Annotated in this window: 17 protein-coding genes and 1 pseudogene; 3 read left to right on the top strand and 15 right to left on the bottom strand. The window is 48.6% G+C overall.

Annotated features, from left to right (window positions below; genetic code table 11):
- Positions 1-31: 31 nt before the first annotated feature.
- The 13 genes from AC4LF3_RS24445 to pilL2 all read right to left on the bottom strand — a co-directional run bounded on the left by AC4LF3_RS24445 (position 32) and on the right by pilL2 (position 9283).
- Complete coding sequence (locus AC4LF3_RS24445; RefSeq protein WP_245960688.1) at positions 32-421, bottom strand: TIGR03745 family integrating conjugative element membrane protein; 390 nt, start codon at positions 419-421, stop codon at positions 32-34.
- A 53-nt stretch (positions 422-474) separates the two neighbouring features.
- Complete coding sequence (locus tag AC4LF3_RS24440) at positions 475-732, bottom strand: TIGR03758 family integrating conjugative element protein (RefSeq protein WP_245960687.1); 258 nt, start codon at positions 730-732, stop codon at positions 475-477.
- Positions 729-1076: an integrative conjugative element protein, RAQPRD family gene (locus AC4LF3_RS24435; RefSeq protein WP_112297583.1), complete on the bottom strand. Its 348-nt coding sequence runs from the start codon at positions 1074-1076 to the stop codon at positions 729-731. The genes AC4LF3_RS24440 and AC4LF3_RS24435 overlap by 4 nt, the downstream gene beginning before the upstream one ends.
- A gap of 178 nt (positions 1077-1254) precedes the next feature.
- Positions 1255-2157 (bottom strand): hypothetical protein, encoded by a 903-nt coding sequence (locus tag AC4LF3_RS24430; RefSeq protein ID WP_146766032.1) that lies wholly within the window; start codon positions 2155-2157, stop codon positions 1255-1257.
- A 106-nt stretch (positions 2158-2263) separates the two neighbouring features.
- Positions 2264-3049, bottom strand: coding sequence for a hypothetical protein (locus AC4LF3_RS24425; protein WP_146766031.1), 786 nt, complete (start codon positions 3047-3049; stop codon positions 2264-2266).
- Positions 3050-3086: 37 nt separating this feature from the next.
- Positions 3087-3833: a TIGR03747 family integrating conjugative element membrane protein gene (locus tag AC4LF3_RS24420; RefSeq protein WP_112297580.1), complete on the bottom strand. Its 747-nt coding sequence runs from the start codon at positions 3831-3833 to the stop codon at positions 3087-3089.
- Positions 3834-3944: 111 nt separating this feature from the next.
- On the bottom strand, positions 3945-4229 hold the full coding sequence (locus AC4LF3_RS24415; RefSeq protein WP_112297579.1) for a hypothetical protein: 285 nt from the start codon (positions 4227-4229) through the stop codon (positions 3945-3947).
- Positions 4226-6436 carry a type IV conjugative transfer system coupling protein TraD gene (gene traD / locus AC4LF3_RS24410; RefSeq protein WP_112297578.1) on the bottom strand — a complete coding sequence of 737 codons (2211 nt, stop codon included), beginning with the start codon at positions 6434-6436 and terminating at the stop codon, positions 4226-4228. Before traD ends, AC4LF3_RS24415 begins: the two co-directional genes overlap by 4 nt.
- Positions 6437-6440: 4 nt before the next feature.
- Positions 6441-6917 carry an integrating conjugative element protein gene (locus tag AC4LF3_RS24405; RefSeq protein WP_245960690.1) on the bottom strand — a complete coding sequence of 159 codons (477 nt, stop codon included), beginning with the start codon at positions 6915-6917 and terminating at the stop codon, positions 6441-6443.
- Positions 6918-6958: 41 nt separating this feature from the next.
- Complete coding sequence (locus AC4LF3_RS24400) at positions 6959-7534, bottom strand: lysozyme family protein (protein WP_404628438.1); 576 nt, start codon at positions 7532-7534, stop codon at positions 6959-6961.
- A complete protein-coding gene (locus AC4LF3_RS24395; protein WP_112297576.1) occupies positions 7519-8238 on the bottom strand; it encodes a TIGR03759 family integrating conjugative element protein in 720 nt (239 codons plus the stop codon). Before AC4LF3_RS24395 ends, AC4LF3_RS24400 begins: the two co-directional genes overlap by 16 nt.
- A gap of 3 nt (positions 8239-8241) precedes the next feature.
- Complete coding sequence (locus tag AC4LF3_RS24390) at positions 8242-8904, bottom strand: hypothetical protein (protein ID WP_112297575.1); 663 nt, start codon at positions 8902-8904, stop codon at positions 8242-8244.
- On the bottom strand, positions 8897-9283 hold the full coding sequence (gene pilL2 / locus AC4LF3_RS24385) for a PFGI-1 class ICE element type IV pilus protein PilL2 (RefSeq protein WP_404628439.1): 387 nt from the start codon (positions 9281-9283) through the stop codon (positions 8897-8899). The genes AC4LF3_RS24390 and pilL2 overlap by 8 nt, the downstream gene beginning before the upstream one ends.
- 205 nt (positions 9284-9488) lie before the next feature.
- Here pilL2 and AC4LF3_RS24380 point away from each other — a divergent pair, with 205 nt between their 5' ends.
- Complete coding sequence (locus AC4LF3_RS24380; protein WP_181591830.1) at positions 9489-9695, top strand: hypothetical protein; 207 nt, start codon at positions 9489-9491, stop codon at positions 9693-9695.
- A gap of 14 nt (positions 9696-9709) precedes the next feature.
- Entirely contained in the window at positions 9710-10267 is a 558-nt protein-coding gene (locus AC4LF3_RS24375) for a hypothetical protein (protein ID WP_146766030.1), read from the top strand.
- Positions 10268-10901: 634 nt separating this feature from the next.
- Here AC4LF3_RS24375 and AC4LF3_RS24370 read toward each other — a convergent pair.
- Together AC4LF3_RS24370 and merR are read right to left on the bottom strand one after the other, a co-directional pair.
- Positions 10902-11102 (bottom strand): annotated as a pseudogene (locus AC4LF3_RS24370) (helicase-related protein); the annotation flags it as partial.
- 34 nt (positions 11103-11136) lie between these two features.
- Positions 11137-11571, bottom strand: coding sequence for a mercury resistance transcriptional regulator MerR (gene merR / locus AC4LF3_RS24365; RefSeq protein ID WP_003131969.1), 435 nt, complete (start codon positions 11569-11571; stop codon positions 11137-11139).
- Between the two features lie 71 nt (positions 11572-11642).
- Between merR and merT the strand changes: the two genes are divergently transcribed.
- Positions 11643-11993, top strand: a complete 351-nt coding sequence (gene merT, locus AC4LF3_RS24360) for a mercuric ion transporter MerT (RefSeq protein WP_003131974.1) — start codon at positions 11643-11645, stop codon at positions 11991-11993.
- Positions 11994-11997: the final 4 nt, after the last annotated feature.

Here is an 11997-nt window from a genome sequence, read left to right as displayed (position 1 = left end):
AGCGATAGGGGGAAATAAGCGAAGAGCGGGATCAGGTCATGATGTCGGTTGCTTTGGTTAGCAACCAAATAATGACAACTAGTAGTGCTCCCCCCACACCAACACAAAGGCCAAAGTCACCCCACGTGTTTTTCTTAGTGTGAATACCGGCGTAGACGCCATTAGCGTGGTAAGCGACAGCTAAAAATGCACCTGCAGCCAACGCCAAAGCTAAGATAGTGATGGCATCAAAACCGTAGTTTTTGATAGTTGTCATCATGTTGGAGCCTTCACCTTTGGTAGGAGCCTCAGAGGTGGGCATCGCAGCAAATGCAGGGTTAACGGCAGCTAGGCCGGACATCAACGCTAGGCCGAAGCGGGTATAGCCACTTGAGAAACGACTCCGGATATTACGGGCTGGAGCGAGCATGCTCGTTTTCATGGTATGCCTCCTTAGGCATGGTTTGATGGATATATCAACAGCATTTAAAGCCCTCAGGAGCCGCTTTTAGTTTTCGCTAAAACAACGAATCCAACTACGAGGTAGAGCATCAAAAACCGGCCTACCAGACCGGCAAACTTTTCAGTGGTGAGCTTCCTAGAGGCCCATCCCTTGTAAGCAACAATCATGGCCCAGACGCCCCAGAGAAGAAGGAGGGCCATAACACCACCTAGGAAAACCGTGCTGAAGTCTGTAGGGGTCAGGCCGGAGTTACCTTTAAAAGCAGCTTGTTGCGCTGCGGTCATGCTCATGGCATCGGACCTCCTGTACGGGTGTAATGGCCAGATAGCTGTCCTGGATCTCTTGGCTGAGCACGCGATGGTGAGAGATGAGATTTGATACCTTGATGGATTAGTTCTAGGTCTTTCTGCAAACGCTCATAGTCGAAGTGATATCGAGCGCCTTCCCTCTCAGGAACCGAGCTACTTTGCTTGGCTACACGCTCAACGGATTCAAGCTGGCGAAGCATTAGTTCGAGATTAGTTTGTTCGGAAGCTGTGCCTTCAGCACATGCCAGGTTAAAGCCTGTACTGAGTACGTATAGAAAGGAGCAGAGCAGTAGAGGGTTGCTGCTCAAGAGGCGAGCGTTCGACATTGTCGAGTGTCCTGGCGTTACCGAGTGAGGCTAGGTTGCCAAGACATAGGGGGAAATACCGCAAACAAACTAGATCAGGAAAGGACCATATTTTTTTAATAAGAATAAATATGGCTTAAGTGAAGCCATATTTATTGTAGATACTTCAAGATAGGCATTTCTGCTCTTGAGTGTTAAGTCATCTACCCACTCTGGCAAGTTCAAGCATTCTCAACAAGGCCTCTCGATCGTCTTTTATGTGATCGACTGGGCTTGGAGGAAGTCCGACGGTATCTAGTATTTCCTCTGAAACGTAAGAAAATCTTATAAACCGTCTAAACTCTTCTTTCAGGCCACTTAAGATAGCATCATCGTTGCCCTGTAGGCGGGCATGAACTCTTGCACAGCGTTGAATTAGCTCTTCTTGAGCAGCCTCATCTAGCCCGATAATGTCGAGTTCATCCTCATTCTCAATTGCTTTCATTATGTAGTAGTTTAGATACGTCCAGCTTTCCTCATGTTGATAATGAGGAAATCTACGAACGAAAGCATGTGTTGCGGTACTCATCACCGTAGATCTACGGAACATAGGAGGAGGGTATCGATCATCGTCACCAGCCTTCAAATAAACTTCTTTGTAAAGCCTCCGGATAGCTAGCCCAACTTCGACGGCTCTGACATCTACAGGAGCATCTTTATAGGGATGAGATTCAAAAAGATCATCAAGGATTCGACTAACTTCGTGACACCACGTGGCAGCTAAAATAGCTAGAATAGTGCCAGTAAAATCAGCAAAGCACTCAATGGCTTGACTGTCTATTGGACCCGCATCAACATGCTCGTTATGTTTGTTTATCCAATGAGCTAGCTCATGCCCCGTAATGAGCAACGTATAATAGGCATCTTGTAAGTCATCTACTTCAGACTCAGCAAACAAGTAGCTAAAACGTAAAAAATTTTTTTTCCCTTTCCTTACTGCCTCAGCTAAACGCCTGGGATCCCCGCTAAAGTCCAAAAGCACGTCTGGCCTGCGTTGCTTTATGAACATCATACGAAAATCGTTGATAAACGCGACTATTAAATTCTTTTTTGTATAAGCCACAGTATCCCCACTAATGACCCTAATGGTAGTGGCTATTTGACACCCATCCTTTTATTTTGCTCATTAGCGAAAATAAATTTTTGTAGAAAATATTTCCTTAACCTGACTAAATGCCATGCCATTTACAAACCGCACTGCCGATAGCCATACCAATAAAAATCGCTACAGCATAAGCGGGCCAATTCAAGAAACTTGCTATGGCCCATAGTCGCTTTTCAATAGTTTCGTAAGTAAGTCTATAACGGCGATTCGAATGTCTAAGATGACGAACGTTCTCGCGTAACGTAGCAAGTTCCTGCCATGAAAGGTCAAGCCCTCTGAACCTATAATCCTTTTCAATATTTGGCCAATGTGCATAGGCAATGAGATCCTTAACCTTCAGGTCTGGGTCAGATTTACCTTCTACGCCCTCTGGGCCATCCCAAATGAAACGTATACCTGAGTTTTCGTATAGCTTATTACGACGAATACCATTCTTACCTTCAGCATCTCCTTTGATTACTGAGATAGGAACGATTGGATAGTTAGAGTCAAACTGTTGCGCCCAGCTAACTATCTTATGAAAAAGGTAGGTGCCAATGTGTAGCCCTTGCATGCCTTTCTCAATCATGACGCTACCATTGGTGAGCCGAACCTTTGGGCTATAGCTATCCATTTTACCGCCCATCGTACCGACATGTTGTCCAGGATTTAAGCTGCTGCCTGAACCACCTAAGTAAGTGGCACGGACTTCAATTGTCTCCTGCTGTGAGCTATTTAGCTCTGAGTTGATCAGGTATGACTTTATCTCAGTGCTAATCAATAAGTAGTGCGTGTCGTTTCGGTATTTACTTTTTTTTGACACCTTGATTATTTCAAGGCTGCCTTGGGATTCTTGAATTCGTATTTCCACGTGAGTACTCGTTGACTTACACATTTATGACTCGCAGCTAGAGATATTTTTTGAAGCTTCCTGCTGTAATGCTAACTGCGATACCTAGTAACGCCGCACATGGCAAAAGAACAAAGATCGGACTAATACTGATTGGCAACGACAGGTAAGCGATCCAAGGAATGACAGCCAAAGGGGTAATCGTTGCCTTCGCCCGGTGATAAACAAACCCAGACTCAAGACCAGCACCAAACCGGCGCAGATCTCGCCTGACTAATCCATCGATGAACCCAACAGACACTGCCATCAGAAACAGAGGTACGGTCAGGACTAGAATCACTAGGCGCACCAGGAAGGTAAGCACCGTATAGACCGTAGCAAGGCCATAGTCTTCAACATAAACCATTGCGGAGCCTATCGCCTGTTTGAACCCTGAATCGTGCACCGATTGAGTGTGGGCTTGGGTTGATTGCTCATTAATCCATTGAGTAATGCCTGTCTTCACAAACCCAAAATCATAGACCTGGGAGACTAACCAAGTAGCCGTTCGACCAGGTTCCTGGATAATTACGCTATTTGTAAAATTGCTTGATAACCAGCCAAGCTCATAGTGAAGCATTGACTGAGCATGATGCCATCCAGCCTCAGGCCAGAAGAAATAGAGACCGACCCACTCAATAAGGATACCGGCCATGAGCGAGCCAAACATGACCCCTAAGAAGTGGAAAGGCAGCATCATCGTCTTACCGATCAGGCCCTGCTCACGGACCTGCTCCCGCTGTGCTGTTGTAGCTACGTCAGCCATATAAGCATTCCTTTAGCGGGACGCTCAGCCCTTTCAGGAGAGCTTCTGCGGAAAATAGATTTCTCATCATGTCATCTGACTCAGTACAGGAGGTGTTGTGGCCCACAACACTTAATGAACTGTTGACCTTGTCAGCTCGCAACAAATCAGCAGCACCCCCGCATTGGGATCCTGAACCCAAAAGTTATGATGGCTTTGGTCCCATTCAGGTTCTAGCCCAACATGCTTGGCATAGACATAGAGAGTCTCAGCATCCATAAGCCCCGTTTGAGCCTGCGATAAAGCAATCAACAATGCATGAGATGGGGTAGCTATTTCTCTTTGTTTTGACTTTATGCCTATATAACGGAGCTCTTCACGGGTAGGGCAGTGATGTCCATTCAAGGGAGTATTCATGATTGAGCTTCCTGGCTTGATGCCTGAAATACAGGTACAGGCAAGATTGGTTCTTTGAGATGTTCTGCTGTTATTGCCGGATTATTAGAACTTGAGTGATCGACATCATCTAGGAGGTCAGGTGGCAGGTCCGTATCGTGTAAAGCTTGCATGCTCGAACTTTCCCACCAGTCCCCACCATCAACGTAATGGGTGCGCATGTAGTCAGCGAGCTCCTGCATATCCTTGGGCATGACCTCATCGGAATCTGCTGCAGGCAAGGGCATGCGTATCTTCCAAAGATTACCGCCTTCAATTAGAGCAAACGCTTGGCCCTTTGGCAGAGCGACGATATTAGCTGGCTCAATCAATGGAACGCTGGTTGAGCTCACTCGATCTTGAGTGTTGGAGGTAAACGCCGTATTACCATGTGGATCGGAGCTGTCAGTGGCCCCACTAACCAAGGTTGTGGTGTACACATCTACTTTTGGTAACTGATTGGTCAATAGCTCAGCCGTGGCAGTCTCTCGTACTCGTAACATAAACAAGTTGTTGAAATTACCGATTACTTGACCAGCCTTAGCTCGATTACCAATTTTGGCCTCAATGTCGCTAGCGGTTTGTGTATACGCTGTTACCTGTACTCCAGCGCCGCCGCCCTTGTTGATCATAGGAATAAACTCATCCCCCATCAGCTCATTGAACTCGTCAGCGTGCAGGTTAATCGGAACCTTTTGGCCAGGCACAGCTCCAGGTAAACCATCGTCAACACCGTACTTGTAAATATGGCCAGCTACAGAAACAAGGTCAGCAAACATTGAGTTGCCTACTGCAGCGGCAACCTCAGCATCAGATAGCGCATCCAGACCGACATAAACAATGGCGCGCTTTCTAACAACCTGCATCCAGTCAAAGATGGGACGAGGATCATCAAGGTCCTGATAATTGGGCGAAATAAGCTCAGCCATTCTCCCCGTAGTAAGCTTTTCAAGCAGAGGGAGGAGAGAAGCAACAATCTTGTCGAAGTAGGTCTTGTCATAGCGCACCGCGCTTTTGAGACCGTCCATCACTGGGTCAAAAATACGTATTTGCGAAAGGTACTGATCGATTGCTACTACCCTAAAAGGCTTTCCCTTCATGTTGAAGGGGATATTTTTATCGTTAAGCTTGCCCTCGATAGCAATAATTTTTTCCCAAGCATTTGGATCATGCTTACCAAAATAATAATTGGCATATTCCATAAAGAGTGCTTCGATGTTTATCACATGCTGCTGAATCTTCATGTAGTCCGGTCGTTGACCTAGCTGGACAAGCGCACGAGCAATGATATTGACGAAACGCCAAGCAAACTCTCTAAAGGCAGCACTATTTCCTTCTCCTGACAGCTGGCCAGAAATCCGGCTGGCCACCTCAGAAATCCTTCCGAATCGGCCCACAGCGTTATAGCGAGCAGAGTGATCCGCCCAGCCCAGATGGAAGATATAAAACTCATTTTCTCGCCCGGCACGCTTAGCCTCAACATACATCCGCTTTAACAGGTCTGCGTCACCCTTAGGATCAAAAACGATCGTAACCTCACCACGCCGAATGTCTTGGGTGATGAAGAGTTCGGCTAATCGTGTTTTGCCTACCCGAGTAGTCCCTAGGACTAGGGTATGTCCTACTCGCTCACCCAGAGGAAGCGATACCTCACCTTCATCAGGCTCAATACCGTGGATACGCGGCGAGCCGCCTACCGGAGGTAGAGGACGGACGGGGTTTAAAAAACTATCAAACCGCGTCGCTCGCGTGACAAGAGAAAGTGGAAACGGCGCATATTCCATCCGTTCTTCTAGTCGCCGTGCGAACCGGTACAAAGCTGTAGGCTCTACATAATCCCGAAACTCGGGACGGTAGGTCTGCATAAGTCGCTGTGTATGTTTTTGCTCCCAGCGAAAGCCTAAACCAATGAACAAGCGCTGATGGCTGACTGGAACCTCCTTACTCGTCATAACATAACGCGGCAACCGTCGAATATTGCGACGGTACCGCCATACTATTAGTGCATCACGTAGACGAATCCATCCGAACCCTAAGAAGAAAAGGGCAGCCATTAGCCCAAAGAAAGGAGTCAATGCAACTGCCCAGGGCGCAGCTATGCAAAGATAGGCGGCAATAAGGCAGGCTGCTACGGTATAAAGCTCTACCATGGGTCTTAGCAAGGTCTCGACCGCATGCTTCTTGGCCATGTTGCTATTGCTCCATGCTGGTTGGTGTTAGAAGTACGGGGTAATGCTCTAAGTGCAAGCGATTAGCCAAATCCTCTCCAGAAGCGGGAGAGAGCTGGAGTCCGGAAGCCGCTTTACGAAGACCAGCAAGCTCTGAAGCGGTCTCAACATTCACTACTAAGCCAACCGCATTCAGCTTTCGAAGTATCTCGCCTCGCACAGCCAACCAACGCCGGGAAATAGGATCATCACCGATAAGGAAAACGGGAACTAAACCTGGGGCATTAATAGTCCGGCTTTCTACTTTTCCAGGACTAAGAGAAGGAGAACGGACCGGAAGCATCTCTGCCTCGGTATACCGTTTGGCTGGCCGGCTGGGTAACTGCATACCATCGGCGTCAAGGCTAAGCTGGGGATTCAAACTCTCGTAGTAGGGCGCCGCAGGAGTACCACCTCTATCCTCTATTACTTGAAGAGCGGCCTGAGATGTAAAGGAGACCATTAGTAAAAAAAACGCAGTTTGAGAAAAACGTAGGATAGGGTTCATGGGTTGGATGCCAACAAGGTATTAGGAGAGTTGCCCAGAACCCTCTTAAGATGGGCTGTGAAAGCTGCGCGGTAGCGAGCAGCAGGAGCGCCTCCTGCCGGACGATGATAACGACCCGCCGCTTCAATCCAGTTTCCTGTCACAACGTATTGTTCTTTGAGGATGTCTGCAGTCGCAGCTAAATTCTTATAGGGGTCTAGGGCATCACAAGGAGACTGAAAACGATGCCCGTTCCAGCCGATGTTGACTTGGCCTATACCTGCATCGACTCGCTTGGCTCCCGCTTCGTGAATGGCAATAAGTAATGCTGTACAGGCAGAACCACGATTTGCGAAACGAAAAGATTCTCCTGCAACATTAAGCGTCCAAGGCCAGGGTATAAGCCTGCCTCTGATTTTTGTGCCGCTCTCTTGCAATGCGACTGAATACAGCACAGGAGAAGGAATGCCCGCCGTATACGCCGCGAGGACATATGCAGGAGGTGGCATCTCTAAGGCGCAGGCTGGACCAGAAACTAGGCCTACAGAGAGCAGCCACATCACCGTGACCCTAATCCCTATTGACGCTGCCATTGGCCATTTACCTTGGAAACAAGAGCTGGCAGATCTCCTTGCCCACCAATACTCATCCATCGGCCACGATCATGGTTGAGAGTTATAACTTGAGATTTAACTTTCTTAGGATCGATTCCAGCGCCTAAAGCCCACTTTCTTATCGCCTGGTCATCATTTCGGCTGCCAACCATATAGATATCGAATCCCTGGCCGCTGCGCTGCAATTCAAATGCTTTTGCATCACAGGCGGGACAATTTGCCTTTACAAACAGAGCTAATTTACTGCTTGTAGTCACGGGAGACGCTTTAGGTGAGCTGGGCTCATCAAGAGGTAAATTTATAGGAAGTGTATTACCAGCCAAGCGCTTAGCGGCTTCATCGTAAGCATTCTGATACGCAAGCTCTTTCTGGACTCGCTGAGCCTCTGCACGCGCCTGGAGCTCAGCATAATGCTGTCGCTCCTGCTCCGTTTGAGCTTCTATACCAAGGGCCGTTAAAGGATCCAAACCTGGTGAATAAAGCCCTCTAGGACCTTGCATTAGGCTTTGATAGCGCTTCCACTCCTGATCAGTCAAACCCCAGGCTTTCGCCTGTTTTTCATCAAGAGCGGCCTGGTCGCTTTCGCGTATCTGACTATTAGTCTGTTGCGAATGAACCTGCTCCTGGGCAAAACCAGGTGAGCAGATTAATAGGGCGCTTAAGCCAATCAAGCAATAGCGCATGATCTACCTCAAATTGACAATTTGCTGGTTACCACCAACTAAGAACTCTGCAGTGGAGTCACCGAGGCTCTTTAGCTGCCATTGCTGAGAGCTATCACCAGGCCGAATTAGCTGAATGTCGTCAAGGCGTGTACTACCAAAAGGAGCTATTGCTAGAAACCGTTCACTTCCGCGTGACTCCACCCCAATAACCTGGAAAGGGGGAGCAAGCACGATGGGTTTCTTCTGCCGTGCAATAGCAATTTTGCGCTCTGCAGAGGTGGGCGCTGGACGATTCTGAGCAAATATCATCCGCTTCTGCATCCCATGCAGGTCAGTTTCTAAACTCTCTACTCGCGCCTGCAGCGAAAGAAACTCCTCTTGAGAAGCAGACGGTTTAGCTCCCTCTAATTGCCGCTGGATATTATCTAACTGGGCGCTTGTTGCCTTGATGGCGGTATTGAAATCAGCCATAGGCACCGCTTTTTGCAATTCAAAGTTGACCGCTTTGGTAGATGACTCTATTTCATCCAAACGACTAGTAAACTGTTCTATCTGATTCGATGGATCTACCTGATCGACACGGGCAGCTAGTGCTTCCAATTGTTTATTTTGAACAAAAACAAAGCCACTTAGCCCCAGAAATACAGCTATCCCAAGCAAGGACAAAAAAGAAGGTTTACTCATTAGTACCTCCCTTGTGAATAGAGGTACTTGATGGCAAAGCATAGCTAGAGACAGAGCTACTGCCGCTGGATGCTGGCACCTTATTTACTACAGGTGTCGTTGGATGCTCGTAGCCTGGACGCTGCACAAAGCAAACGCCACGAGTAACTTCATCAACCTGCACCTGCCAAGCCGGGCCAGCCAGAATCTGTAGAGTATTGCGCAAGGTCATTGGCCCAAGGTGATACTGAGAAGCCGGCAATGGTCTCGTGTAAAGAATGTTGATGTTTCCAGTCCCAGCACAAAGACCATATCCTGATCGCTTCAGAACATAGTTCATTGCATCCCGGACATTGGGGCTCAATGTGTCAGGAATAGTGACATCAACGATCTGACTCATCAGATCCCGTTGATCAGCTTTGGGCTCTGTACTGACCAACGTATATCTACCATAGCGTACTACTGGTTCTGGGGCTGCTTGGGCGCCCTTTGGATAAAGATCAGGGCTTAACTGCTCAGGTACACGACTGCCTTGATATGTTGTCGCTGCCGCCTGTAGCTGGTCATAAGGTTGGTTACTTACGCAGCCAGCTAAGGAAGAGCTTATGAGCAAGGAAGTAAGAATTGCCCTTCGAGAGACGATGGGCGAACGAAGGACAGGAATCAGCATTAGGAAATCCTCGCGCAATAATGAGGACACCTTGTCAAAGCTCAGCCTAAGCAGCAGCAAACAATATGGTTTCGAAGCAGAAGAATTTAATAGAGAGAAAGATGTGGTTAGCGATTTGCACCCGGGGGGAAAACTGCGATGACCTTAGGTTCAGCGATGAAAACTTTCATTAGGCCGGTGACGATTGCATGTGACGACGACTATTACCAGTTCATCGGCAGTGGGACGGCCTTTATCTGCCAGTACAGGGGGAAGGTTTTTGTAGTTTGTGCCCGTCACACTTGGGAGAAAATGGGCATCACGATTGAGAATTTTCGAATATTTATTCCCGGCTATGACTGGGCGCTACCGTTCGATTATGAAGCCGTTTTTGGCCCTGAAGAGCGTAGTGATCTTAAGGTTCTCCGGATCGATAGTCAGATAATGGCCAGCAATCCTCCTGCGCTGATGAGAGCGTTCGATTTGAATTCTTTCATAGTACCGCCCGAGGATTTTGACGCTGTGATTACGATGCGTACTGATTTTAGTCATGTGGATGATATCGACGGATTGAGTGGATCTCCGGTCTTCCTATCAGGTGCCCCTCATTTGTTCGCCGGTGTTGTCATCAGAGCCGGACAGGATGCCGGGCTTATCCATTTCATTCATGGAGCATGTCTCATCCACGCGATGGACGCACTGGTAGAGCTTCCTCCTCGACTGATGATGAATTGAACTAGGACTGATAGAGAAAATCCCTGCAGTTGAGCGCAGCGGGGAAACGGTCAACTTGCGCAGGGGGGACGGCACTGTTCTCACAGTTGCTAAGTGATTGAGAAAAATTGGATGAGACTTTATTTGTAGGGGTGAGGCTTTATTCGCATCCCACACTTAGCATTTTCAGATTAAGTGCTATAACTACTCAGTCATTAGGGGTACATATCTTCTGCAACCGAAATGCTTCATCTATTGCAAATATGTACCTGAAAAAGCCCAGCTATAAGAACTTAATTTTGGCTTTTCAGCCTCTGTTTAATCTACGAATGGGGTGTTTAATGAATCTGAGTGAAATCTTAGAAGGCGGAATAAGACCAGGTGCTGACATAGGACAGGCAGATCCCGAGCGAGAGGGTGCATATAGACGCGGTTACCATCAAGCAATAGCTGAGGTCATGTACACACTTCAAGCCGGTGCGGAGATTAATGCTGACTCTCTTTCCTAATGGGTTGAAGAAGAGGGTATGGAATGGCGAAAAGACAAGCCTCTCGATCGTATGATTATTGCTCCAGCATTACCAAAGAAAGTGAACCTCTAACTATTAAGTTCTGAGTGGTTACCCCCTCTCTGGAATACAGAGAGGGGGTAAACTCATGAGTTTATCAACTGTCTCGCCAATGCCATTTCTACAGAATCACCATCCTGGTTCAACGCATCGAGACCTGACTCTGGAACGTCTCCCGACGTGCTCTGAGCTACAGCAATCTTCTTTGCCATTAGCTGCAAACAAGTAATTTGCGAGCTACCTGCATAGCCAAAGAAAAGTACACGTACTGCTTGCTTTTGACCAATAGGGGTCGTCTCAGAAAACGGAAAATAAAGCACGCTAAGGCATAGCCGAACCTGCCAAGCTTGCTCCACCCTGTAGTGACGCGATCAGCGGGCAGGAAACGTTCCCCCTTCGCGCATGGCAGGCGCACACCAACTCAGACAGCACGGCCTCCATGCGCGCCAGGTCAGCCATTTTCTCGCGCACGTCCTTGAGCTTGTGCTCGGCCAGACTGCTGGCTTCCTCGCAATGGGTGCCATCCTCCAGCCGCAGCAGCTCGGCGATCTCATCCAGGCTGAAGCCCAGCCGCTGGGCTGATTTCACGAAGCGCACCCGCGTTACATCCGCCTCGCCATAGCGGCGGATGCTGCCATAGGGCTTGTCAGGCTCCAGCAACAAGCCCTTGCGCTGATAGAAACGGATGGTCTCCACATTGACCCCGGCCGCCTTGGCGAAAACGCCAATGGTCAGGTTCTCCAAATTGTTTTCCATATCGCTTGACTCCGTACATGAGTACGGAAGTAAGGTTACGCTATCCAATTTCAATTCGAAAGGACAAGCGCATGTCTGAACCAAAAACCGGGCGCGGCGCGCTCTTCACTGGAGGGCTTGCCGCCATCCTCGCCTCGGCTTGCTGCCTCGGGCCGTTGGTTCTGATCGCCTTGGGGTTCAGCGGCGCTTGGATCGGCAACTTGGCGGTGTTGGAACCCTATCGCCCCATCTTTATCGGCGTGGCGCTGGTGGCGTTGTTCTTCGCCTGGCGGCGCATCTACCGGCAGGCAGCGGCCTGCAAACCGGGTGAGGTCTGCGCGATTCCCCAAGTGCGAGCTACTTACAAGCTCATTTTCTGGATCGTGGCCGCGCTGGTTCTGGTCGCGCTCGGATTTCCCTACGTCATGCCATTTTTCTACTGATCGG

The organism is Pseudomonas sp. C2.3V (assembly GCF_058536325.1).
This window is presented reverse-complemented; position numbering and strand designations above follow the sequence as displayed.

Coding starts and splice junctions, on each gene's coding strand:
- AC4LF3_RS24445 (WP_245960688.1), bottom strand. CDS start 421: ATGAAAACGAGCATGCTCGCTCCAGCCCGTAATATCCGGAGTCGTTTC.
- AC4LF3_RS24400 (WP_404628438.1), bottom strand. CDS start 7,534: ATGGCAGCGTCAATAGGGATTAGGGTCACGGTGATGTGGCTGCTCTCT.
- merT (WP_003131974.1), top strand. CDS start 11,643: ATGTCTGAACCAAAAACCGGGCGCGGCGCGCTCTTCACTGGAGGGCTT.
- AC4LF3_RS24415 (WP_112297579.1), bottom strand. CDS start 4,229: ATGAATACTCCCTTGAATGGACATCACTGCCCTACCCGTGAAGAGCTC.
- AC4LF3_RS24440 (WP_245960687.1), bottom strand. CDS start 732: ATGAGCATGACCGCAGCGCAACAAGCTGCTTTTAAAGGTAACTCCGGC.
- pilL2 (WP_404628439.1), bottom strand. CDS start 9,283: ATGAGTCAGATCGTTGATGTCACTATTCCTGACACATTGAGCCCCAAT.
- AC4LF3_RS24395 (WP_112297576.1), bottom strand. CDS start 8,238: ATGCGCTATTGCTTGATTGGCTTAAGCGCCCTATTAATCTGCTCACCT.
- AC4LF3_RS24405 (WP_245960690.1), bottom strand. CDS start 6,917: ATGGTCTCCTTTACATCTCAGGCCGCTCTTCAAGTAATAGAGGATAGA.
- merR (WP_003131969.1), bottom strand. CDS start 11,571: ATGGAAAACAATTTGGAGAACCTGACCATTGGCGTTTTCGCCAAGGCG.
- AC4LF3_RS24375 (WP_146766030.1), top strand. CDS start 9,710: ATGAAAACTTTCATTAGGCCGGTGACGATTGCATGTGACGACGACTAT.
- AC4LF3_RS24390 (WP_112297575.1), bottom strand. CDS start 8,904: ATGAGTAAACCTTCTTTTTTGTCCTTGCTTGGGATAGCTGTATTTCTG.
- traD (WP_112297578.1), bottom strand. CDS start 6,436: ATGGCCAAGAAGCATGCGGTCGAGACCTTGCTAAGACCCATGGTAGAG.
- AC4LF3_RS24420 (WP_112297580.1), bottom strand. CDS start 3,833: ATGGCTGACGTAGCTACAACAGCACAGCGGGAGCAGGTCCGTGAGCAG.
- AC4LF3_RS24380 (WP_181591830.1), top strand. CDS start 9,489: ATGAGCAAGGAAGTAAGAATTGCCCTTCGAGAGACGATGGGCGAACGA.
- AC4LF3_RS24435 (WP_112297583.1), bottom strand. CDS start 1,076: ATGTCGAACGCTCGCCTCTTGAGCAGCAACCCTCTACTGCTCTGCTCC.